Source organism: Aureimonas sp. OT7 (assembly GCF_014844055.1).
Classification (GTDB): Bacteria; Pseudomonadota; Alphaproteobacteria; order Rhizobiales; family Rhizobiaceae; genus Aureimonas; species Aureimonas altamirensis_A.
Map to the genome: position 1 here is coordinate 2,963,600 of NZ_CP062167.1, position 22,236 is coordinate 2,985,835.

The window sequence follows — 22,236 nt, forward strand, 5'->3', positions numbered from 1 at the left end:
GGCGCCCTCACTTTGCGGGGACTGGAAGCGGAAGGGGCGCGCCATGGGCGCGCCGCCGAAAGGCCGAAATCGGCGAAGGGTTTACTGGGCCGGCGCGTTGTTGGCCGATGCCGGCGCGAGCTGGCGCATGCCGGCTTCCGCCGACTGGCGCAGATCGCGCACGATGCCGTTGGCCCAGATATCGGCGGCGCCCATCGTTTCGCGGACGGCGGCGGGGCCCTGCGCCAGAAGCTTGCGGCCCGCCTCCGAAGCGTAGAACTGGCCGATCTCGCGCAATTCCTGCTCGGTGAAGATCTTGGCGTAGATGCGGGCGATCTCGTTTTCCAGGTCGGCGCGGCGCGGCGCCAACGCGATCGCGTTGTCGTCGACCATCGTGGAGATTTCCGACTGCAGGTTCGGATTGTTGACGATCAGCTCCGCCTTGATCTGCGTCGCCGCGTTCAACAGGATCTGGTCGAACTGTTCGGTCGTGTCTATGGCGTCGACGGCCTGCCGCGCCGCTGCAAGGTGCGAGGGGCTGATTTCCTGCGCGGAAGCGGGAACGGCCGACAGTATGAGCAGGGCGGCCGCGGCGCACATGGACCGACGCAACTTCAGCTTCAGAACTTTCAAAGTTCCATCTCCATGGATTCGAACATGAGCTGACCGCTCACTAATGAATAAATCGGAGCCGGGGAAGCCCCTTGCGACCGATGGCCCGCCAGGACCTTACCTTTCCAGCACGCGAATACCAGTCTTCGAGGCGAGGACGACCGAAGTCGCCAGTCCGAGGAACAGGCCGTGCTCGACCACGCCCGGCACCGCGTACAATGCGGCAGACAGCGCTTCTGGATCGGGAATGCGGCCAAAAGATGCATCGATGATCAGGTGTCCGCCATCCGTGAAGAACGGCTCCTCCCCGGTCTTCCGCAAGGTCAGCCCGCCGCTGAGCCCGAGAAGCCCGGCGGCCCGCTCGATGGCGAGATAGGTTGCGACGAGCCCGAAGCCGTTCACCTCGATCGGCAGCGGGAACGCGCCCAGCGTCTCGACCTCCTTGGAGGCATCGGCGATCACGATCATGCGGGCGGAGGCCGCCGCCACGATCTTCTCCCGCAGGAGGGCGCCGCCGCCACCCTTGATCAGGCGCAGCGCCGGATCGACCTCGTCGGTGCCGTCGATGGCAAGGTCGAGTTCGGGCGTATCGTCGAGCGTCGTCAGCGGAACACCGGTTTCGCGGCAGAGGCGCGCGGTACGCTCCGACGTCGGTACGCCGACGATCTCAAGGCCCTCACGGACGCGCTCGGCCAGGACGCGCACGAAAGCCTCGGAGGTCGACCCGGAACCGATGCCCAGCCGCATCCCGCCCTCCACATGGGCGAGTGCGGCGCGTGCCGCGTCTTCCTTCAGGCGTGCTGCATCACTCATTTCGCAGTCCTTCGTAGGGTACCGCCTGCGCGGCGAATCCCCGTGCCGGCCACAAGCTGCAAGTAGCCCCCCCGTTTAATGCGTTTGCCGCGGGCGCGGAAGCCACCCTTTGGCCGTGCCTCCGCTTGACGCCACGGCCAAGGCGGGTTTGATGCCCAGATGACCGTTTCGAAAGCTGCGCCAGACGCGCCTCCCCTCGCCATATTCGATCTCGACGGCACGCTGGTGGACACCGCGCCCGACCTGACCGGCAGCCTCAACCATTGCCTGGCGCAGAGGGCGATGGCGCCGGTTACGTTGGATATGGTGCGGCCCTATGCCGGGCACGGCTCCCGCGCGATGCTGACGGCGGCCTATGGCTGGGCCGCCCGTGATCTTGGCGAAGACGAGCTCGAGGAGCAGGTCGCCTGCTTCCTGTCCTTCTACGAGGCCAATATCGCCAGACATTCGCTGCCCTTCCCCGGCGCGGTCGACGCGCTGGACCGGTTGCGGGACGCCGGCTTCGTGCTTGCGGTCTGCACCAACAAGAGCGAGCGGCTGGCGCGGCTGCTGCTCGATTCGATCGGACTTTCGGCGCGTTTCGCGGCGATCGCGGGCTTCGACACTTTCGCGGCGCGAAAGCCGGATGCCATCCATGTCACTGGCACCATCGAACAGGCCGGCGGAAGCCCTGCCCGGTCCGTGATGATCGGCGACACACGGACCGATACGAGCGCGGCCCTCAATGCCGGGATCCCGTCCATCCTGATGGGATTCGGCTATGACGCGAACGCACAGGCGCGGGCCGAGGCAACCCACATCGCCGATGATTACGCGGCCGTCACGCCGGAGCTCGTGCACAAACTGTGGCATGCGCGTGCGATAGCCGGTTGACGGAACCGGCCGGGCCCGACTATATCGGCGCACCTTCGCAGCCGGACACACCGCAACGCTGCATAGGGCGCGTAGCTCAGCGGGAGAGCACCTCGTTCACACCGAGGGGGTCACAGGTTCGATCCCTGTCGCGCCCACCATATTCCGAAGCGATTACAATGGATTCCAACCCCCAGTAACAGCGCCGAACAAGTCCGAACGGAAACTTTCGGCGCTGTTTTCGGCGCAAGCTTCCCGAATATGTCGGCGACGCAGCCCTGCCCGAAAAGCGCGGCGCGACGCTGCGTGTCTGCTTGGGCCCGAACATTTTCCGCCTCGCGGCGTCGCTGCGTCTGCTGGGCGGCCATCAACCCCGGCGCGTGCACGGGTGGAATAGCAATAGTCTAAATTGCGGACGGCGCCACAGCGTCGCCCACACGGGCTTGAACGCCTCTCCGCTCGGCTGGATTCGACTAGGACGGCACGAGCCGCAACTGCAGCATCAGGAACCCCAGAAACAGATGGAATTGTGCCCGGCTGAACCGTCACGTGGCCAACGGCGATGGTCGGTCCCAACACGATGGTCGAAGAAGCAACCCTATCCGGGACGATATCCAGCGCGCCACGAAGAACCGAAGGTTCGGATTGCGTTCGCCATGATTGCTCCATAGAAAAAGCCCGCTCGTAGGCTGGCCGAAGAGTTGTGTGGTAAGGCTTGCTTGATAGAGCGTCACTCAGTTTAGAGCACGATATGTATTCAATTGCGGCACCGGCTCCGGCAAAATTCGGCATGCGCAGTGAAACGTAGGACCGCATACGCGACATGATGTGCTTCTGCGGAATGGATGTGCCGTAGGGCAAAGCGGGCGTAGTTGCGTTCGACCACACTGCGCATGCGAGCCGCTGCCCGACCGAAGGCAACCTTCTGCATATCCAGCGGCAGGCGGCCCATGATGGCAGCGACACGGCCAAAGTCGACAGCATCACTGCGAACCTGGGTCATGGCTTACGGACCATATGGACGACGACTGCCGGCAGCACTTTCACCACACCCTTGATGCCGTCCTTCACCTTGGCTGTGGCTAACATCTCTCGGCGGGCTTGGCAGGGGCGGCAGGGCACGGACGCTACCTTTCCTGTAGTCATCAGCTACATTTCCGTTGATGTCGATGTAGCTATCGGCTACAGAGGCTCATGAAAGAGATCACCTACCGACCCGCCGCAGTCAAAGCCCTTCGCAGGATGCCGGCAAATACGGCCCGGCGCATCGTGGGGAAGATCGAAACCTATGCCGCTGACCCGTCATCGCAGGCCAATAACATCAAGAAGCTTCAGGGCCGGGATGGTATCCGTCTTCGTCTAGGCGACTGGCGTGTTATCATGCAGGACGGTGTAGTCCTCGACGTTCTGAACATCGGCCCGCGTGGCGGGGTCTACGACTGAAAGGAGACCACCATGAATGAGATGGTGACCATCGAGAAGACCGAGTACGAAAGGCTTCTGAACGCTGCCGACGACCTGGCCGACATCATCGCCTACGACCGCGCAATGGGGGATGGAGGGGAATCTATCCCTGCCGAGTTCGTCAAGCGCATGATCGACGGTGAAAGCCCGCTCCGCGTCTATCGCGATCTGCGGGGCCTTACCCAGGCTCAGCTTTCGGAAAGCGCCGGGGTAAACCGAGTCCAGATTGCCGATATCGAGGCAGGCCGAAAGTCCGGGTCAGTCGATACCATCAGGAAGCTTGCCACCGCCTTGTCGGTGTCGATCGATGATTTGGTGTAGACATGCCCGATGACCGCTACACCATGCGCGCGGAAGACGATGGCATGTGGTCTGTCGTCGACTTCTCTGTGAACATTCCCGTTGCGCTCAATGACGTTCGGTCGGTGGTCTGGAAATGCACGAAGCCGACGACTTAGTCGAACTCATGAACGCAATTGAGAGAAAGAAGACACGCTGCAATCAAGTGACGGCAGCTTGGCGCATAGCCCGCGTTTAACCTGACACCCCGGCTCTCGCCTACGTTAGGCACCACTTGATATCGATCGCCAGCCGTTCCCCCCCGCCCGCGTTGTTCCGTGCCCCCTGACGCTCGTAGGGTAAGACTAGCCGATCTCTCGATCTTCCGGCGCGTCTCCTGCCACACGCTGGCTCGGCAGGGCCAATTCCATCTCTTGTCAGGACGGGCAGGTCGCAACTCCTGCCTGGCCTATGGAAGTTGGTGCTTGCCATTGGGCTCGTAGGGGTTAGGCGCAAGGGTTCTTCCACAAACACCGACATGCGTCCCGGACCGTTTCGTAAAGCCCTGCGCTGCTGCGACTTTCAGCGCCGCCGTCTTGATGAGTAATCCGGCTGGGTGCGGATCGTAGAGAGCCGTGCCGGGTCTTGTCTTTCAAATACCGCCTGCTGGGCCACTTGAAGATGAAGGGTCAACACAAGGATCTGCGTACCCAGAGCAGAACTCTTCATCGGCGGTATGCAGGTTATTCCCGCCGTCGTTCACGCCGAGGGGTCACAGGTTCGATCCCTGTCGCGCCCACCATATCCCTCAAGGCCTCTCCGACATTTTACGAGTTGGCCCGCAGGTTCACCGAAGCTGCGTCACTCGAAGCCCCGGGCTCCGAACCTCCCCGGGCAGCCAGATCGACCGTCTAGTGTGCATCTTGACCGCCAACGGTCAGCTTCTTTCGCACGTTGATGTCGTCATCCAGAAATTCGGGCTCGACCTCCGCGCCAACTGCGTCGAAGTACCGGCTAAGAAAATTTCGGAATGACGCCACCAACGCGATATCGGCGATATTGAGATCGGTAAAGCCGACGGTGCGTAACGCGTCGATATCGTCTTGCGTTATCAGCGAGGCGTCCATCGTGATCTGCTCAGAATAAGCAAGCATTGCGACCTGCTGGTCCGTGAGCCCGGCATTACGATAGTCTCTCCAGACAGCCAGTGTCTGATCTCGCCCGATCATGCCGGAAAGCGATCGAAAGTAGACGTGGGAGCAATAGCTGGAAGGTACGTGCTTGGCCGCTATCAGGGTGATGAGCCGAAAGTTGATCAGCCCCAGTGAAAAGTTGTCTCTCATCAAATGCAACAGATGCTCGACTGGTGCCAGAATGTCGGGCCTCGCCGACCAGCACTGGGTCGCCTGCATGACTCGCCCGATTGTCGCGATTTCCCCTGCGTAGATGGACGCGACGTCGCCCGAGGCGTCTTCCGGTTCTATGGTCCGAACGAACATCGTCTCCTCCTTGGCTGTTCGCGGATCGCATTCTCGCTCAAACGCGAGCGACCGGGAAGTTGTGGCAGCCAGTCTGCCAGGAAGCGGAACGATTGGATTTTGACGTGCGTGCGGCATCCCGCACGCTTGTGCCCGTCATCTGTGGCACGGTGTCTTGCCGACGTGGCAATCGCAAATGGACAAGCGCCCGGGGGAGAGCGCTTAATACTGTCCCGCAGATAGAACCGGATGGTTCGGTCAAGGCGAGGATCTGAAATGTACAAGATTGCCGCCGCCATACTTTGTGGCACCTTGCTGGTGTCGATCGGTCTTTTTGTCTGGTCGAATGCGCCTGGGCGGGATCAGCGATCGGATATGGCCACAAATGCGGATGATCTTATCAGTCGTCGATGCTCAATGGGGTCGAAGATCGCCGCCTCCAACAGAGTCAGCGCTACCATTTCCGAGTATCTATCTGGAGTACAGGCGGGAACGACCGTCACCAGAGATGAAGTGGGTGCTCTCATCGAACGGATCACACCCGACGAGATCGGTGTTGAACTTTTCAGGATTTACACTGCCTGCCTGCAAGCCCAGACGGAGGCGATACTTATCGAGAAGGGAGTTGCAGTTCAGGCCGAAGCAAGAGACGCCGACGGCTCCCAGGGGGATGAAACAATCGAGGCGGTATCGCGCATTCGCGTCGATACGCCTCCGGAGCGCCTCGTCCAGATTTTCGGCCAGCCACTGGCCGCCGAAGACCTGCCCGAGGGCACAGCCTACAAGTACCAGCTCGGCACCGATGCTTATGCCGTCGATTACAGGTCGGGAAGCAGGCGGCTGGCGTTAGTCATCGCGACGCCTGACCCGGAGCCATATTTCCATGGCTTGTTTGAGCGGATGTCTCTGGCAGAGACAAAAGGCTGCAGAGGGCCGCTGATGTCGTCGAGCCACCGCCACATCGTCTCGGGCGTTTGCCCAGGCCATCCCGGCAACGGATTTGCAGAGAAAGTCTATTATTTCGCTTCGGTCGACTTCGATGACAACGCCATTTGTAACGATCCAAACGATGCAATACTGCAGACCGCAGACGACTGCCCAAACTTTTTGACTGCACTGCCGTTCGCTGTGGGCATGTCGAGGTCTACAGAGGACCTGGACACCGTGAGCGCCTATTTCGGTGGAGAGCTGCAGTTCGGCTCGACGTTCGAGTGGGAATACTCGACGCCGGCAGACGACGGCGACCAGACCCTGGCAGATCGGTGACCTGGCGAGCACCGGCGGGCAGTGGTGCCACTGCCCTCTCGCTTCACTTCTGGCGGATCGGTCGCCAGGGCCGGCTGACTTTCCGTTCCGATCAGTCTTCCTCCTGGAAAGCCGTATCACGCGTCCGGCGTACCGAAGGCAGGATAACGATGAAGAGAAGAACGGCGGCAGCGACCAACATGACGGCGCTTATGGGCTGGGTCACGAACACCGTGGCATCGCCGCGGGAAAGCAACATGGCCCGGCGCAGATTTTCTTCCATCATCGGTCCGAGGACGAATCCAAGCAAGAGTGGTGCAGGTTCGCAATCCAGCTTTCGGAACAGGTAACCGAGAAGGCCGAACAGCGACATTACATAGATGTCGAAGCTCACATTGTGCAGGCTGAATACCCCGATGACGCAGAACACGAGGATCATCGGAAAAAGGAAATGATACGGCACCGTGATGAGCCGGACCCAGATGCCGATCAACGGAAGGTTGAGAACCAGCAGCATCAGATTGCCGATCCACATCGAAACGATAAGGCCCCAGAACAGGGTGGGCTGCTCGGTGATCACAGACGGACCGGGCTGTATGCCCTGGATGACGAGCGCCCCGATCATCAACGCCATTACGGGATTGGATGGTATTCCCAGCGTCAGCATTGGGATGAAAGAGGTTTGCGCCCCGGCATTGTTGGCGGATTCCGGACCTGCGACGCCTTCTATGGCGCCGTTGCCGAACTCCTGGGGGTGGCGCGAGACGCGCTTCTCGAAGGCGTACGATGCAAACGATGCGAGCATGGCCCCGCCACCGGGCAGGATGCCGAGGACGGACCCCAGAAATGTGCCACGCAGGATGGGGGCGGCGATGCGCTTGAGCTCCTGGCGTGTCGGCATCAGCCCGGTCACCTTCCGGGTCAGAACCGTGCGCGACGCCTCGTTTTGCAGGTTCGCGACGATTTCGCCGATCCCGAAAAGTCCCATGGCGACAATCACGAAATTTATGCCGTCCGCGAGATAGGTGAAGCCGAATGTGAAGCGCGGAAGGCCAGTGTTGACATCCGTTCCGATGACGCCGAACAGAAGCCCCAGCACGATCATGCCGAGCGCATGCAGGAGCGATCCATGTGCCAGCACCACCGAGGCGACCAGCCCAAGCACCATCAGTGAAAAATACTCGGCCGGACCGAACTGAAGTGCGACCGTGGTGAGCGGCGGCGCAAAAAGGGCGACAAGCACTGTCGCAACGGTGCCGGCAAAGAAGGAGCCGATCGCCGCGGTTGCAAGCGCAAGCCCCGCCTTGCCCTTCATCGCCAGTTTGTAGCCGTCCAGGGCCGTCACGACCGAGGCGGATTCGCCAGGCAGGTTGACGAGGATAGCCGTTGTCGATCCTCCGTACTGCGCACCGTAGTAGATGCCGGCAAGCATGATGAGCGAAGCGACAGGCTGCAGGTCGAACGTGATGGGCAGGAGTATCGCGATCGTCGTCAACGGGCCGAGCCCAGGGAGAACGCCGATCGCCGTGCCCAGCAACACTCCGACGAAACAGTAGAAGAGGTTGTCGAGACTGAGGGCAGTTACGATACCAAGTTCCAGGTTGGCCAGGATATCCATTTCGCTCAGCCCTTCAACCATGAGCCGACAAGAGGCATCGGCACACCGAGCGCCTCGATGAAGAGCAGTACGCAGAAGGCAATCAGCGCCACCATGAGAAGCATAGGTTTGATGCCGAGCTTGAAGTGACTGCTCGATGACGCCGATATCAGGATGAGCACTGCCAGAGAGAGCGGCAATCCGAGCCGTGGCAGTAACCAAGCGAACGCGATGACGGCGACCGTCACCAGGGCAAGTGGCTTCCAGGCGATCGGTTCGATCGCTTCGCCATATCGCATGAATGAACGGGCAATTGCCGCTAGGCCAAACATTGCCAGCACGGCGCCCAGTAAGATGGGGAAGTATCCGGGGCCCATTCTGGCGGTTGTGCCGATGGGGTAGCCGCTTGCAATCGCCAGCGCCGAAAGGCCGAATGCGACGTATAGCAGCCCGCCCAAAAATCCTTGCGGGCTCGTATTGCCGGCATGGCGTGTTCCTCCCTCTGTATTTCGTCACCGTGCCCCCCTCAGCCCGCAGTCGGCTTGCGCCCGTTATGTGCCGGTGGGGGGAACTTGAGGCTGCTTCCAGCGCGGTTATGCGCGCGCGTGGCGCGCCAAGGTATCCAGCGTCGCGCGGTCGATCGATATTCCTTCCCGACGTTGCCGCAGGAGGTTCATCATCTCGATCTCGCCGGGCAGGAGGACCGGTGTCGATGGCTCGACCGGAGGCGTGGAGTGGATGATATCGATGAAGTCGCCAATCCGGGATGACAGCCAGGTGTCCGAGCCCAGCCGGCTCGTATCGATCAGGATAAAGAAATGACCCAGGTTTTGCGGCTGATCGGGTGCGTTCACCCACGATTTCACATGAGACAGATATGCCGCTTCGGCAAGCACACCGGCCAGTAGATCGACGATCAGCGCAAGTCCGTAGCCCTTATGGCCGCCAATGGGTTGCAGAAACCCCTCCAGCGCCTCGTTCGGGTTTTCCGTCGGAGCGCCGTTCCGGTCCGTCGCCCAGCTTGCCGGGATCGTTCGCCCTTGTTTGGCGGCGTTGCGTATCTTTGCGCGGGCAACAACGCTCATCGCCATGTCGAGTATGATCGGCGTGCCACCCGGATTGGGAATGCCAAATCCGATCGGACTGTTGCCGAGGCGCGCTTCGCGCCCGCCCCAGGGGGCGATCGTCGTGGTGGCATTGCTGCCGATGAAGCTGGCAAAGCCCGCATTGGCCGCGATATAGCAATATGGGCTCACGGGTCCGAAGTGATTGCTCCCCCTGGCGAAAGCCACGCCGATGCCATTGTCGCGCGCCAGCTCCATCGCGGTTTTCAGCGCGCTCTGCCCCACCAAGGGTCCTATTCCGTTGTTGCCGTTTACTTTCGCCATACCCGGCGCCACCCGTTCGACCTGGATATCCGGCTGCGCCTCGATCCCGCCAATGGACAATCGTTCGCCATAGGACTCGATCCGGGAGGTACCATGGGTAGAGACACCGAACAGGTCCGCAAGCACCAGGATATCGGCCGTGTCGGCGGCGGCGACATCGCTGAGCCCCAGGGCAGTCAATGCCTGCGTCGCCACCCGGTGCAGTTCGGCCTCTGTAATGACGGTCTTTCCCTCGTGGCTTTTCATCTGACGCACTCGTTTCCTATCTGAGAGATTGGCTGCATGGCTCTGCGCGCGCTGCTGCGTGCACGCAGGGCCGGCGCCAGCCGGCGGCGGCGTGGTCGCAACGCGGTCGCCAGTGACCGGTCGAAGGCTGGTGTTTTATTCGGCGTGAAGATCGGCCTTGCGGACGATCTCGCCCCAGCGGGCGCTTTCCGCGGCGATGAACGCTGCGAACTCCTCTGGCGTCGATCCGACGGCGATGCTGGCATCTTCCTTCAGCCGGGCGATGACGGACGGCTGCCGGAGCGCTTCCACCGCAGAGCGATTGAGACGGTCGATCGCGGCCTGCGGCGTGCCGGACGGCGCCAGAAGGCCAAACCATTGCGAGCTTTCGAAACCCGGGTAGCCGATCTCGGCGACTGTCGGCTGGTCGGGCAGGAGAGGAATTCGCTCTGCCGAACCCACCGCGAGCGCGCGCAATGCGCCCGACTTCAGATGTGGCAGGAAAGGCGGAACGCCTGCGGCCGCCGCATCCGTGCGGCCTGCCAGAAGATCGGTGATCTGCGCGCCGGTCCCCTTGTAGGGAATGTGCTGGACATCGATTGCAGCCGCGAGCTTGAGCTGTTCGAAGGCAAGATGGCCGGCGCTTCCATTCCCTGCGGAACCGTAGTTCAGTTCGCCCGGTCTTTCCTTTGCCAGCGCGATGAACTGCTCGAGCGTATCGGCTTCGACGTTTGAATTGACCACGAACAGGATGGGCACCCGCGTCAGCAGGGCGACCGGGGCGAAATCGTTCGAGACGTCGTAGGGCAGGCTCTCCAGCATCGCCGGATTGACCGCCAGCGTGCCGACATGGCCAAGGACCAGCGTATGGCCATCGGGCTTGGCGCCGGCAACCTCCTGCATGGCCACGACACCGGCGGCTCCGGCCAGGTTTTCAACCACAACCTGATGGCCCAGATCCTTCGACATCTCTACCGCCACGGTGCGGGCGATGATGTCCGAGCTTCCACCCGGTCCATACGGGACGACGAGCCGAATGGTATCGTCCGGCTGCCACTCGTCCTGCGCGACGGCCGCGGAATGACCGAGCAGGGACAGTGCGGCTACCACGGCGGCAACAAGAGAGCCGAGGGTCGACCGCGTCCCGGCGCGTAGCTCCGCCTTCCTCATCGATGTGTCGGATCGCATCATTGAACATCCTCCCGGTGCGGCCCAGCGGCCTTCTTCTCATCCTCGACACCATCATTATCGCTGGTGTGCAGGCGCCGAAAAGATTAGTAAACCTAACTTCCGACATGGAGAATGCTTCGCAATGGAAACGCGGTTCCTGGAAAGCTTCGTCGTGTTCACTGAGAGCCGCTCGCTCGTCGAGGCAAGCCGGAAGCTCGCCTTGACGCCGGCCGCGTTGTCGCTGCGCTTCAAGGCCCTGGAGGATGAGCTTGGCTATCCCATCCTGAGCCGGGTCGGGCGGATCGTTCGCCCCACCGCTGCCGGTTTGCGCCTGGCCGAGAAATCGCGAGCCGTCATTCAGCGGACGAGAGATCTGCGCACGCTTGGAGACGACCCCGAGCTCGCGGGGGAGATTCGGCTCGGGGTGGCGTCGAGCGCGGTCGCCGGCGTTCTGTGCAACCTGCTGCTCGACATCGCCAACACATACCCCAAGCTTGAGCTGCTCATCACCAAGGGCAGTTCCGCGGACCTCTACGGCATGCTCGTCGAAGATCGCATCGACGCCGCGCTGATGTTCGAGCCCTCGTTCGACATCTCCAAGGGCCTGGAATGGGCGAGTATCCATTCCGAACGCTATATCGTCATCGCCCCCGCTTCGTTCGGCAAACGAAACGCGCTGGACGTCCTGAATTCCGAGCCGTTCATCCGCTACGATCGCCGTCTGTGGTCGGGCCATATCGCCGCCCTTTACCTCGAACTGAAGGGGATCGTCCCCAGGGACCGCCTCGAGCTCGACGGACTGGAGGCCATCGCGGTTCTAGTCAGCCGCGGCCTGGGCGTATCGCTCGTCCCCGATTGGTCCACGCCTTGGCCGGAGGGTCTCAGCCTTTGCAAGCTTGAGCTTCCAGACGATCGACCATTCCGGACAATGGGCATGATGTGGCCCCGCGCCTCGCGGCGGATGCCGATCATTCAAGCCCTTCTCGCCATGACGACGGGCGCCTTCCGCTGATTTCTTCCCATTCCCTCTGGCGTTCGAGGGCGGTGATGTCGGGATGGTTCCAGGTTTGCCAAGTCGTGCATCATGCAGCCTGTTGCCGCGTGCGCCAGGCGTCCATGCGCGGCTCCAGGCATCCAAGGTGGACGATCTCGAAGGCCAGGGAGGCAGCATCCTCGATCTGTCGACGATCCACGTGGGCGCGTACATCCTGCTTCGTCAGGAGAAGGCGCGTGGGGCCAGTGCGGTCGTCGAAACCGGAGACCATGCGAAACGCCGGAATGCCCGCTTCGGCGAAGTTCGCGTGATCGGAGTTTCTCTGCAGCGGCCGGTGAATGCCAAGCGGAACGCCAGATGCCCGAGATGCCTCGGCCAGCAAGGGTTCGATGCCGGGAAAATCGCTGGTCAGGGCCGTCAGATGGGCTCCGCATCCGACAGTATCGAGATTCACGTTCAGGGCGATCGCATCGCGCTCCCGCTGCGACAATCCGGCGATGTAATGGCGCGAGCCCGTCAGCGCCCATTCCTCGGCATTGAAGAATGCAAGGCGCACGCCCCGCCTGCGCCCCTCCATGCGTCGCACGCGCCCGGCAACGGAAAGGGCAACCGCCAACCCGGTCGCATTGTCCATCGCGCTTTCGGCCAGGTCGTGCCCGTCGATATGCGCGGACAATACGATCCACTCGTCGATGCTGCCCGGCATGTCGAAGAACAGGTTTTCCGCCGTCGCTTCGGTTTCTTCGGTGGCGATCCGCAGGCGGATCGGTTCGCCCTCGTGAGCCGAAAGACGTTCGGCAAGCTCCAGCGAGATGCCGGCCGCCGGTATGCCGGCGCCGTCGGTGCGGCCCGAAGACCCCGTTACCGGAGACTCCCGCAACGGACCGGCAATGAGGAAACCGGCCGCCCCATACTCCTTCGCCCAACCGTATTTCAGGCGGCGATGCACAGTATCGGCAGAAAACATGAGCTCGTGCCGGACAAGGACGATACGGCCGGGAATGCGCCCTGCCCGCGCGGCGAAATCCGCCTCCGTGCCACGCCCCAGATCCACGACTTCCGCCGTCAGCCCCGCCGACGATGTCGGCACCGTACGGACCAGCGGATGGCAGGCGTGACGCGAGCCGTCAGCCAGTTCGAGCGACGCTGCCAGAGCCCTCCATCCGCCATAGGCAAACGACTGGACCATTGGATCGACCCCCGTCGCACGACGCCCCAGCGTCTTCAGGAGAGCGACCGCTTTCGTTTCCGAAGGCGTACCGGTCAACCGTCCTCCGGTGTCGCAGATGGCGTCCAGATCGGCGGATAAATGGGGAAAGGCGCTTGGGGTCTGCGACATGGGCACCGATGGCTCCTTATCTGGACAAGGTCTCATGGATGAGGTTGAGGAAATCCCGCGCCAACTTCGTGGGCTCGCGGTCGCTGCTGACCAGGACGCCTATTTCGTAGGGGATTGCGGGATAAAACGGCCGCACCTCGAAGCCGAGGGGCGCGAACATTTCCGCCGACCACCGGTCGACGATCGAAACGCCTCCACCGGATGCGACGACAGCACAGATCGACGAGAAGAAGTCGACCTCCGCCACTGAATTCAGATATGCGCCGGCATCGGAAAACGCCGCCCGGATCCGGTGGTGGATCAAACGCTCGGACGGCATAGACAGGAAAGGCTCGCCCGAAAGATCGGCAGGTCCGATCGCCTCCAGCCGCGCAAGGGCGTGCCCTTTCGGAACGATGGCGACGCAATCCAGATGATAACGGCGCACGTCGACGCCGGCGATGTCGATGGGCAGCTCGGCGATGCCGATATCGATGGTGGCTGCAGGAAACAGGGCCCGCACCTCCTCCGACGTCCGGTTGATCATCTTTACGGAAACATCCGGCAACGCTACCGTCAGGCGCGCGACCAGAGGCGGCAGAAGAGAGATCGAGGCACTGGGATGGCTGGCCACCACCAGTCGGCCGGCCTGCCCGAGGCGGATCGATTCCGCGATGCGGTCGAGGCGCTCCACCTGGTCCAGGGCGTGCATCACCTCGCGATGAAACGATGCGCCCTCCTGCGTGAGCGCCAGCCTGCCCTTCGTACGGACAAACAATGGAAAGCCGGCCGATGCCTCCAGCCGGGCCATCTGCGCGCTGACGGCCGGTTGCGTGACGCCAAGCACCTCAGCCGCCCTGGTGACAGACCGATTACTGACGACCAGCCGGAATGCTTCGAGAAGTCGCAGATCCATGACCGTATTTTCGGCATAGTGCATAAATTTTGGTTATTGCACTAAACGCCTTTTTCTCCGATGTTTTTCCCAACGATTCTGACATTATGACGGAGACGCGGGATTGTCCATAAATGAGATTTCTACATTGGGGTCCGGGACATCCTCCACCGTCATAGCGGCGGAAGGGATCGGCAAGACTTTCGGTGAGCTGCAAGTTCTGAAGGATGTTTCCCTTCCGGTCCGCCGTGGCGAAGTCGTATGCGTGGTCGGCCCTTCCGGATCGGGCAAGACGACGCTGCTGCGTACGCTGGCCCTCCTGGAAACTCCCACCGCCGGGCGCGTCACCATGGATGGCATCGTCATCAGCGACGGGCTCAACGCTTCAGGCGTGCGCAAGGCGGCGGCCAGGGTGCGGCCCGACATCGGCATGGTGTTCCAGCATTTCAATCTGTGGCCGCACAGGAGCGTCATCGAAAACGTCATCGAGGCGCCCATCCTCGTGCGCAGGATGCGCAGGCAGGACGCGATCGAGCTGGCGATGGAACTGCTCGACAAGGTCGGCCTTGCCGACAAGCACGACGTCTATCCCGGCCGGCTTTCCGGCGGCCAGCAGCAGCGGGTCGCCATCGCCCGTGCCTTGGCCATGCGGCCCCGCATCATGCTGTTCGACGAGGCGACATCGGCGCTCGACCCCGAACTGCGGCACGAAGTGCTGCGGGTCATGCGCCAACTGGCCGAGGACGGAATGACGATGCTGGTCGTTACCCACGAGATGGGTTTCGCGCGCAATGTCGGCTCAAGGATCGTGTTCATGGATGGCGGCACGATCATCGAAGACACCCTCCCCGAAACATTCTTCACCGCGCCCGGCACCGAACGCGCCGTACGCTTTCTTCGACAGCTTCAGGACTAACCCATCAAGGAGCAGGATCATGTGCATGTCGTTCATCCGGCGGTTGGCCACGGCGTTCGTGGCGACCGGCACCCTAGTCGCCGCCCACGCGCCCTCCGCGCTGGCCCAGCAGACCGAGTCCCGCCTGTTTCGCATAACGCAGAGCGGGACGCTGCGCGTCTGCCAGTATCCGCTCTATTATTCGATCTCCTTCCGCAATCCGGCAACGGGCGAGATCGAGGGCATCGACGCCGATCTCTCGAAGGAGCTCGCCAAGGAGTTGAACGCCGAACTGGAGATCGTCGAGTCGAGCTTCGGCACGTTCATCGCCGATCTTCAGGCCGACAAATGCGATATCGGCATGTTCGGCATCGGCGCGACGATGCAGCGCGCGCAGGCGGTGGAGTTCTCCAAACCGTACCTGCAGACCAGCATCTACGCCGTCGTGAAGAAGGACGGCCCGATCAAGAGCTGGAGCGATATCGACAAGGACGGCACCCGCGTCGTGACGACGCTCGGCAGCTATATCGAGCCGTTCATGCGCGATTACCTGAAATCCGCAACCTTTACCGCCATCGCGCCGCCTGCCACGCGCGAGGGCGAGTTGATCGCCAACCGGGCGGATGCGGTGATGACCGACTATCCCACGGCGATCAAGGTGCGCGACGAGTTCGACTGGGCGGAAATCGTAGAGCCCGACGAGCCGCTCCGCGTGACGCCGTATGCCTATGTCGTGCCGCAGGGCGACCAGATCTGGCTGAACTACGTCAACCTCTTCGTCGACACGATCAAGCTCGACGGCCGGTTGGACGCCTTTGCCGAGGCGAACAAGCTCGGGCCGATCGTCGCCCGGTGAATGCGCCCGCCCGGCCGCGGGCAGCGGCCGGGCCTCAACGTGCGGCAGGGCGATCGACCTGTCATCGACTGTCGAAAACCAAAGCTCGGGTAGCGGTCCATGTTCACCTACAGTTTCCGATGGGACATCATCGCAACGAACCTTCCGTTCCTGATGAGCGGACTTCAAACGACGCTGATCGTCTCTGCCCTGACGCTCGTCCTGGCGATGATGGGCGGCCTCGTCCTCGCTTCGCTGGACATGTCGCGCCACTGGCCGCTCAGGGCCATCGGCATCGGCTTCGGCGAGATCGTCAGGAACACGCCCATCCTGGTGCAGTTGCTGTGGGCCTATTACGTGCTGCCCATCGTGTTCGGCATAAACCTTTCGGCGTTCGCGGCGCTCGTCATCGGCCTGTCCATCTACTCGTCGGCATTCATCGGGGAGGTCTACCGCGCCGGCATACAGGCTGTTCCGAAAGGGCATCGGGAAGCGGCACAGGTTCTTGGCATGACACCCTTCCAGTCCTTCCGTCGCATCGTACTGCCGCAGGCGGTCCGGATGACGCTGCCACCGCTTGCCGCCAACTTCGTCCAACTCATCAAATACTCTTCGCTGGGCTCGGTCATATCGGTCACCGAAATCACCCGGCGGGGAATGGAACTCTCCTCCTCGACATTCCGCCCGCTGGAAATCTTCACCTTCATTGCCGTCGTCTACTTCCTGATCTGCTGGCCGCTGGCGATGGCAATCCGCATCTGGGAACGCCGCCTTTCACGGCGCTGATATTCAAGGACTATCGTTCGATGACGTCACGACCGGCAGCCGCGGCTGCGAATCTTGGCCCGCAGACCTTCATGGATCTTCCATTCACCACCGATGCCGCCGGGGCAAAGGTCGCCATTCTCGGATGCCCGTTCGATTGCGGCATCCACCCTTTCCGTGTCGGTTCACGGCAGGGCCCATCCTCGATCCGTCAACAATCGGGGTTGATCCGGCGCTATCATCCCGAGCTCGCCGATTTCGACGTTCCCGCCAGCCTTTCGGCGGTAGACTGCGGCGACGTCGCGTTGACGCCGGCCAGGATGGAAGATTCCTTCGACGCCATCGAGCAGGCGGCTTACGCCATTGTCGAGACAGGCGCCGTATGCGTGGGCCTCGGGGGTGACGGCAGCGTTTCCCTGCCCCTGCTGCGCGCCGCTTCACGCGCCTACCCAGGCCTTGCCGTCATCCATGTCGACAGCCACACCGACGCCTACCCTCCCAACCAGACCTACCCGTTCGACGCTTCGACCCAGTTTACCCACGCCGCACTGGAACAGCGTGTCGGCCCGGGCTCGTCCTACCATCTGGGCCTGCGCGGAACGACCATGGTGCAGGGCGTCCATCGCTATGGGCGCGATCTGGGCTACAACCTCATCACCCTCGCCGAGTTTCTGCAGCGCGGGCAGGCCGATGTCGTCGACCACATCCGCGCCGGCCTCGGCGATCGTCCTGTCTATCTGTCCTGGGACATGGACGTCTTCGACCCGTCCTGCGCCCCGGGTGTCTGTACGCCCGTATGGGGCGGGCTTTCCGCGCGGGAAGGCCTTTCGCTCATCCGGGCCTTCACAGGTCTGAACATTGTCGGCTGCGATATAAACACCGTCTCACCGCCGCAGGATGTGAATGGCATGACCGCCTTCCTTGCGGCGCAGATGGCCTACGAGATGATGCTGCTCGTCGGCGCGCGGGCGGCGCCGGCACAATGACGCGGACATCGCTGCGTTCGCGGCTTGCCACGGCTGCCGCCGCGAATCACGACGACCTTGTACGGGCGACGGCGGCGCTGGTTGCGATCGACAGCCAGACGCCGCCCAGCGATACGCGTGCCATGGTTGAGCATGTGGTCCAGGCGGTCGCGCATATCGAAGGGCTGGAGATCGAGCGTCGGCCGGGGGCCGGCCCGGTCGACAACGTCGTGCTGCGCCTGCGTGGGCATCGGCCGGGGCGACGCGTCATTCTCAGCTGCCATCTCGACACCTATCCTGTCGGTGACATCGCAGGATGGACCGTGCCGCCCCTGTCCGGCGAAGTGCGGGACGGCAGGCTCTACGGGCGGGGTTCCTGCGACATGAAAGGCGGGGTAGCCGCCTCCCTGCGTGTGCTGGAGGTCATGGCCGCGCACCGGAACGAATGGAGCGGTGAACTCGTGGTGGCGCTGGCCGGAGACGAGGAATCGATGGGCGAACAGGGGACGCAGGTTCTGATCGACAGCAGTCCGGCTTGCTCGGATGCTTTGGTGATCGTTCCGGATGTCGGCTCGCCCGGGATCGTGCGCTGCGGCGAAAAGGGCATGGTGTGGCTGCGCCTGACCGCCCATGGCAGCGCCGCGCACGGTGCGCATGTCCATCGTGGCGTCAACGCGATCGACCGGCTGATCGACGCGCTGGCGGCGCTCCGCGGCCTTGCGGCGATGCGGACGCCGGCAGGCCACGAGGCGGTAGCGACCATGCATGCCGCCTTCCGCCTGTCGGAACCCGTGGGCGGCGAGGGCGAGATGGATGTGATGTCCCGCGTTACGGTGAATGTCGGGCGCATCGAGGGCGGGACTTCTCCAAACCTGGTGCCGCAGAATGCCAGCGCGGACGTCGACATACGCATTCCGCTCGGCGTTCAGGTATCGGACGTCGAACGGCAGATCGACGCGATCCTCGTCGGGCGACCCGGCGTGTCGTGCAGTGTCACGCGCCGGTACGAAGCAACCTGGACAAGCCCGGCCCATCCGCTTGTCCGGTACGGGACACGGGCCGCCGAAGAAGTGCTGGGCCGGCCGGTCGTCGCCAATATGCGCGTCGGCGCTTCCGATGCACGGCTCTGGCGCAGGGCGGGCATGGCTACGATCGTGCTCGGCTTGACGCCGCACAATCTTGGCGGTTCGGATGAATGTCTCGACATCGCCGAACTTCCGGTCCTCGCCTCCATACTGGCGCTGACCGTTCATGATTGCCTTGCAGGAGACCCCGTATGCTGACCACCTCTTTCGGCTACAAGGGCGCATTCACCGCCCCGCACCGTATAGCCGCGCTGGCCGGCCAAAAGGTGCTTGCCGAAGGTGGAACGGCCATCGAGGCGATGGTATCGGCTGCGGCGACGATCGCCGTCGTCTATCCCCACATGAACGGCATGGGCGGTGACGGCTTCTGGCTGATCCGAAAGAAAGGTGAAAGGCCGGTCGGCATTTCGGCATGTGGCCGTGCGGCCATGCGCGCGACCCCGCAATGGTATCACGACCGCAATTGCAGCGTCATTCCGCCGCGCGGGGCCCTGGCCGCCGCTACCGTGCCGGGCACCATCGCGGGCTGGGCCAGGGCCCTCGACCTCGTGCCCGAGGGGCGCCGTCTGCCGCTGTCGCGGCTGCTGGCCCCGGCGATCGATTACGCCGCCGAAGGCATCGCCGTCAGCCAGAACCAGGCGGTGACGACCGCGGCGAAGGTCGACGACCTGAAAGATGTGGATGGCTTCGCCGATATCTACCTGCCGGGCGGCGCACTGCCGGCGGCCGGCTCCAGACTGCGGCAGGAGGCGCTCGCCTCCACGCTGCGCCATCTTGCCGAGCATGGTCTGGACAGCTTCTACCGGGGCGCCATTGCCGAAGCCAACGCCCGCTTCCTTGAGCACGCCGGAAGCCCGTTGCAACTGACGGACTTCAACCGCTTCGACGCGGAGCTGGTCGAGCCCCTTTCGGTCACCACGCGGTGGGGCCGCCTGTTCAACATGACGCCGCCCACGCAGGGCGTGTCGGCGCTGATGATCCTGGCCCTGTACGACAGGCTCCTGCAGGATGAGGGCTGCTGCTCGGCGGACCATGTCCATCTGTTGGTAGAAGCGACGAAGCAGGTGTTCATCCTCCGCAATGAGGGCCTCGGCGATCCGGACCACATGGCGGACGCCGCATCGGACTGGCTGGCGGCCGATCGCCTGGACGCCCTGGCGCGCCAGGTGGACCGCAGGAAGGCGCTTGCCTGGCCGCATGTCGCCAGACGCGGCGACACCATCTGGATGGGTGCCGCCGACAGCGAAGGAACCGTTGTCAGCTTCATTCAAAGCGTCTTCTGGGAGTTCGGCTCCGGCCTGACCTCGCCCCAAACGGGCATCCAGTTCCAGAACAGGGGGTCTGCCTTCTCGCTGCATCCCGGGCCTAACCAGCTTCGTCCCGGCGCACGCCCCTTCCATACGCTGAACCCTGCCATGGCCGAGCTTCACGACGGGCGCGTGATGGCCTACGGTACCATGGGCGGCGAAGGACAGCCGCAGACCCAGGCTGCGGTGTTTACCCGTCATGTCCAGCACGGCATGCCGTTGCAGGCCGCCATCACGGCGCCGCGCTGGCTTCTGGGCCGCACCTGGGGAGAGGATAGCACGACGCTGAAACTCGAAGGACGGTTCGATACGCGCACCGTGGAAACGCTGCGCCAGCGCGGCCACGCCACCGAGCTCCTGGCGGATTTCAGCGATGCGATGGGCCATGCGGGCGCAGCCGTCGTGCATCCCGACGGGCTCATCGAAGCGGCAACCGATCCACGATCGGATGGGGCCGCCCTCGCCTTCTGATCATCGCTCGAGGCGCAGCACCGCGATCCCTTCCGGGACCGCCAGCGCGCCGTGGGCAAAGGCGAGATCGCGGCCGTGCCGCCCCTTGCCCTTGCGCGCCCGTTACGCGCTCGTCACGCGCCAGATGACGTCGCCGACGTCGTCCGCCATAAGGACCGCGCCATCGGCCGCCAGCGCCACCCCCACCGGGCGACCGTAGGAATATTTCTCATCCGGTGACAGGAAACCGGTCAGGATGTCACGCGGCATTCCAACGGGCTTGCCGTTCTCGAAGGCAACGAAGGCCAGCTTGTAGCCCGACAGCTTCGAACGGTTCCACGAGCCGTGCTGGCCGATGGCCATGCCGGCGGGAAAGCCGGGCAGAGTTCCTCCCGGAAGCCAGCAAAGCCCGAGCGACGCCGTATGCCCGCCGAGCGCATAATCGGGCTGCGTCGCCGAGGCGACCTTCGCCGGGTCCTGTGGCACGCGATCGTCCACGACGCGGTCCCAGTAGCAGTAAGGCCACCCGTAGAAGGCGCCGTCGCGAACGGAGGTCAGGTAATCGGGGGGCGTTTCATCGCCAAGTCCGTCCCGCTCGTTGACGACCGTCCACAGCAGCCCGCCTTCCGGCTCGAAAGCCATTCCGACGGGGTTGCGCAAGCCGCCCGCATAGATGCGCGACTGATTGGTCGCCAGATCGTATTCGTGGATGCAGGCGCGGTTTTCCTCAGCGGCCATGCCCTCGTCGCCGATATTGCTCAAGGAGCCGACCGCCACATAGAGCTTCGAGCCGTCCTTGCTGGCAATGAGATTGCGCGTCCAGTGCCCGCCCGCAACGAGGTCCATAAGCTTCGTGGGAGGGGCCGTTATCCTGGTGGCACCGGGCACGTACGGGTAAGCCAGCAGGGCATCGCTGGCGCCGACATACAGCGTCCCATCGACAAGCGCGATCCCGAAAGGCTGGCGAACGCCTTCGATGTAGGCGTGGGTTTCCTCGGCCACTCCATCGCCGTCGGCATCGCGCAGCAGTGTGATCCGGTTGGGGCTGTCGCCCGCGGCGCGGGCGCGCTTCATCGTTGCGGACATGGCATGGTCGAAGAGGGAGCGCGGGGCCTCCTGCTCACCCATCGATTCGGCCACCAGGACATCGCCATTCGGCAGGACATGCATATTGCGCGGATGCACCAGCTTCCGTGCGAAGGCATTCACCTTCAACCCAGGGGCGGCAACGGGCTTGTGGTCGCCATCCCATCCCTTTGCCGTCGGCATCTTCAGCGTCGGCACCTTGCCTTGCGGCTTGGCCAGCGGAATAGCGGGGGACACGCCATAGACCGGTGCCGTCGGGCCCTGGCCCGAGTGACGAATGGCGACTGCACATCGCCCTACCAAGGCTACGAATCTGGCAAAGAGGGTGGCCTCGCTCACAAGCGGTGTCCTTTTTCCGGCGTTGTCGGCACTGACATAGACAACAGGATCGTCGCCGTCGCAATGCGGAACAAGACGACGAAGTTCATAGACCCGCTTCGTCGTTATCGCGGACATCGGGGAAGGCACATTCTTCGACTGCCGCCCTGCCCGCATCTTGACGCAGGGTGCGTTTCGGACATTTCGAAACTGAACACGGT

At 63.1% G+C, this 22,236-nt stretch carries 21 protein-coding genes and 1 tRNA gene; 12 read left to right on the forward strand and 10 right to left on the reverse strand.

Annotated features, from left to right (window positions below):
• Positions 1–81: 81 nt before the first annotated feature.
• Together IGS74_RS14095 and rpiA are read right to left on the reverse strand one after the other, a co-directional pair.
• Entirely contained in the window at positions 82–612 is a 531-nt protein-coding gene (locus IGS74_RS14095) for a DUF2059 domain-containing protein (protein WP_245283026.1), read from the reverse strand.
• Positions 613–708: 96 nt separating this feature from the next.
• Positions 709–1,404 (reverse strand): ribose-5-phosphate isomerase RpiA, encoded by a 696-nt coding sequence (gene rpiA / locus IGS74_RS14100; RefSeq protein WP_039193277.1) that lies wholly within the window; start codon positions 1,402–1,404, stop codon positions 709–711.
• A 159-nt stretch (positions 1,405–1,563) separates the two neighbouring features.
• Here rpiA and IGS74_RS14105 point away from each other — a divergent pair, with 159 nt between their 5' ends.
• The 4 genes from IGS74_RS14105 to IGS74_RS14120 all read left to right on the forward strand — a co-directional run bounded on the left by IGS74_RS14105 (position 1,564) and on the right by IGS74_RS14120 (position 4,041).
• Positions 1,564–2,277: an HAD hydrolase-like protein gene (locus IGS74_RS14105; RefSeq protein WP_192386954.1), complete on the forward strand. Its 714-nt coding sequence runs from the start codon at positions 1,564–1,566 to the stop codon at positions 2,275–2,277.
• A gap of 65 nt (positions 2,278–2,342) precedes the next feature.
• Positions 2,343–2,417: transfer RNA gene (locus tag IGS74_RS14110), tRNA-Val, on the forward strand.
• A 1,033-nt stretch (positions 2,418–3,450) separates the two neighbouring features.
• Complete coding sequence (locus IGS74_RS14115; protein WP_192386956.1) at positions 3,451–3,699, forward strand: type II toxin-antitoxin system RelE/ParE family toxin; 249 nt, start codon at positions 3,451–3,453, stop codon at positions 3,697–3,699.
• Between the two features lie 12 nt (positions 3,700–3,711).
• Positions 3,712–4,041, forward strand: coding sequence for a helix-turn-helix transcriptional regulator (locus tag IGS74_RS14120; protein WP_192386958.1), 330 nt, complete (start codon positions 3,712–3,714; stop codon positions 4,039–4,041).
• 869 nt (positions 4,042–4,910) lie between these two features.
• On the opposite strand, the gene IGS74_RS14125 is transcribed toward IGS74_RS14120, so the two are convergent.
• Positions 4,911–5,498, reverse strand: a complete 588-nt coding sequence (locus tag IGS74_RS14125; RefSeq protein WP_192386960.1) for an alkylhydroperoxidase — start codon at positions 5,496–5,498, stop codon at positions 4,911–4,913.
• A 255-nt stretch (positions 5,499–5,753) separates the two neighbouring features.
• Here IGS74_RS14125 and IGS74_RS14130 point away from each other — a divergent pair, with 255 nt between their 5' ends.
• Positions 5,754–6,743, forward strand: a complete 990-nt coding sequence (locus IGS74_RS14130) for a hypothetical protein (protein ID WP_192386962.1) — start codon at positions 5,754–5,756, stop codon at positions 6,741–6,743.
• Positions 6,744–6,834: 91 nt separating this feature from the next.
• On the opposite strand, the gene IGS74_RS14135 is transcribed toward IGS74_RS14130, so the two are convergent.
• From IGS74_RS14135 to IGS74_RS14150, 4 genes are all read right to left on the reverse strand, one after another.
• The gene (locus IGS74_RS14135) at positions 6,835–8,340 is read right to left on the reverse strand and encodes a tripartite tricarboxylate transporter permease (protein WP_192386964.1); all 1,506 of its coding nucleotides are present in this window, start codon (positions 8,338–8,340) and stop codon (positions 6,835–6,837) included.
• A gap of 5 nt (positions 8,341–8,345) precedes the next feature.
• Positions 8,346–8,777, reverse strand: coding sequence for a tripartite tricarboxylate transporter TctB family protein (locus tag IGS74_RS14140; protein ID WP_192386966.1), 432 nt, complete (start codon positions 8,775–8,777; stop codon positions 8,346–8,348).
• Positions 8,778–8,912: 135 nt separating this feature from the next.
• Positions 8,913–9,953, reverse strand: a complete 1,041-nt coding sequence (locus IGS74_RS14145; RefSeq protein ID WP_192386968.1) for an Ldh family oxidoreductase — start codon at positions 9,951–9,953, stop codon at positions 8,913–8,915.
• Between the two features lie 135 nt (positions 9,954–10,088).
• On the reverse strand, positions 10,089–11,123 hold the full coding sequence (locus IGS74_RS14150) for a tripartite tricarboxylate transporter substrate binding protein (RefSeq protein WP_206688170.1): 1,035 nt from the start codon (positions 11,121–11,123) through the stop codon (positions 10,089–10,091).
• Positions 11,124–11,244: 121 nt separating this feature from the next.
• On the opposite strand from IGS74_RS14150, the gene IGS74_RS14155 reads away from it, so the two are divergent.
• Positions 11,245–12,114, forward strand: coding sequence for a LysR substrate-binding domain-containing protein (locus IGS74_RS14155; protein ID WP_192386970.1), 870 nt, complete (start codon positions 11,245–11,247; stop codon positions 12,112–12,114).
• A 70-nt stretch (positions 12,115–12,184) separates the two neighbouring features.
• On the opposite strand, the gene IGS74_RS14160 is transcribed toward IGS74_RS14155, so the two are convergent.
• Both IGS74_RS14160 and IGS74_RS14165 read right to left on the reverse strand, forming a co-directional pair.
• Positions 12,185–13,435 (reverse strand): M28 family metallopeptidase, encoded by a 1,251-nt coding sequence (locus tag IGS74_RS14160; protein WP_192386972.1) that lies wholly within the window; start codon positions 13,433–13,435, stop codon positions 12,185–12,187.
• A gap of 16 nt (positions 13,436–13,451) precedes the next feature.
• The gene (locus tag IGS74_RS14165; protein ID WP_192386974.1) at positions 13,452–14,330 is read right to left on the reverse strand and encodes a LysR family transcriptional regulator; all 879 of its coding nucleotides are present in this window, start codon (positions 14,328–14,330) and stop codon (positions 13,452–13,454) included.
• 109 nt (positions 14,331–14,439) lie between these two features.
• Here IGS74_RS14165 and IGS74_RS14170 point away from each other — a divergent pair, with 109 nt between their 5' ends.
• The 6 genes from IGS74_RS14170 to IGS74_RS14195 all read left to right on the forward strand — a co-directional run bounded on the left by IGS74_RS14170 (position 14,440) and on the right by IGS74_RS14195 (position 20,632).
• Complete coding sequence (locus IGS74_RS14170) at positions 14,440–15,225, forward strand: amino acid ABC transporter ATP-binding protein (RefSeq protein ID WP_281413067.1); 786 nt, start codon at positions 14,440–14,442, stop codon at positions 15,223–15,225.
• A gap of 19 nt (positions 15,226–15,244) precedes the next feature.
• Positions 15,245–16,060 (forward strand): ABC transporter substrate-binding protein, encoded by an 816-nt coding sequence (locus tag IGS74_RS14175; RefSeq protein ID WP_039193259.1) that lies wholly within the window; start codon positions 15,245–15,247, stop codon positions 16,058–16,060.
• 99 nt (positions 16,061–16,159) lie between these two features.
• Positions 16,160–16,825 carry an amino acid ABC transporter permease gene (locus IGS74_RS14180; RefSeq protein WP_039193257.1) on the forward strand — a complete coding sequence of 222 codons (666 nt, stop codon included), beginning with the start codon at positions 16,160–16,162 and terminating at the stop codon, positions 16,823–16,825.
• Positions 16,826–16,896: 71 nt separating this feature from the next.
• Entirely contained in the window at positions 16,897–17,790 is an 894-nt protein-coding gene (gene speB, locus IGS74_RS14185; protein WP_192386976.1) for an agmatinase, read from the forward strand.
• Positions 17,787–19,052: a M20/M25/M40 family metallo-hydrolase gene (locus tag IGS74_RS14190; protein WP_192386979.1), complete on the forward strand. Its 1,266-nt coding sequence runs from the start codon at positions 17,787–17,789 to the stop codon at positions 19,050–19,052. The genes speB and IGS74_RS14190 overlap by 4 nt, the downstream gene beginning before the upstream one ends.
• On the forward strand, positions 19,046–20,632 hold the full coding sequence (locus IGS74_RS14195; RefSeq protein WP_192386981.1) for a gamma-glutamyltransferase family protein: 1,587 nt from the start codon (positions 19,046–19,048) through the stop codon (positions 20,630–20,632). The genes IGS74_RS14190 and IGS74_RS14195 overlap by 7 nt, the downstream gene beginning before the upstream one ends.
• A gap of 102 nt (positions 20,633–20,734) precedes the next feature.
• On the opposite strand, the gene IGS74_RS14200 is transcribed toward IGS74_RS14195, so the two are convergent.
• The gene (locus IGS74_RS14200; RefSeq protein ID WP_192386983.1) at positions 20,735–22,036 is read right to left on the reverse strand and encodes a sorbosone dehydrogenase family protein; all 1,302 of its coding nucleotides are present in this window, start codon (positions 22,034–22,036) and stop codon (positions 20,735–20,737) included.
• Positions 22,037–22,236 lie beyond the last annotated feature (200 nt).